Source organism: Neisseria sp. P0013.S005 (assembly GCF_051958425.1).
GTDB classification, from domain to species: Bacteria; Pseudomonadota; Gammaproteobacteria; order Burkholderiales; family Neisseriaceae; genus Neisseria; species Neisseria subflava.
This window is the reverse complement of sequence record NZ_JBQCVL010000050.1, coordinates 1-319: the sequence shown is the minus strand read 5'-3', so window position 1 is coordinate 319 and position 319 is coordinate 1. Positions and strand designations below refer to the sequence as shown.

At 52.7% G+C, this 319-nt stretch carries 1 rRNA gene; it reads right to left on the bottom strand.

From position 1 onward, the window contains the following. Window positions 1–319: ribosomal RNA gene (locus ACTHTA_RS11450) — 16S ribosomal RNA — on the bottom strand; the annotation flags it as partial.

Genomic DNA, 319 nt, shown 5'->3' with positions numbered 1-319 from the left:
ACCCAGGGGGCTGCCTTCGCCATCGGTGTTCCTCCACATCTCTACGCATTTCACTGCTACACGTGGAATTCTACCCCCCTCTGCCAGATTCTAGCCTTGCAGTCTCCATCGCAATTCCCAGGTTGAGCCCGGGGATTTCACGACAGACTTACAAAACCGCCTGCGCACGCTTTACGCCCAGTAATTCCGATTAACGCTTGCACCCTACGTATTACCGCGGCTGCTGGCACGTAGTTAGCCGGTGCTTATTCTTACGGTACCGTCATGAGCCCTCTGTATTAGAGAAAGCCTTTTCGTTCCGTACAAAAGCAGTTTACAA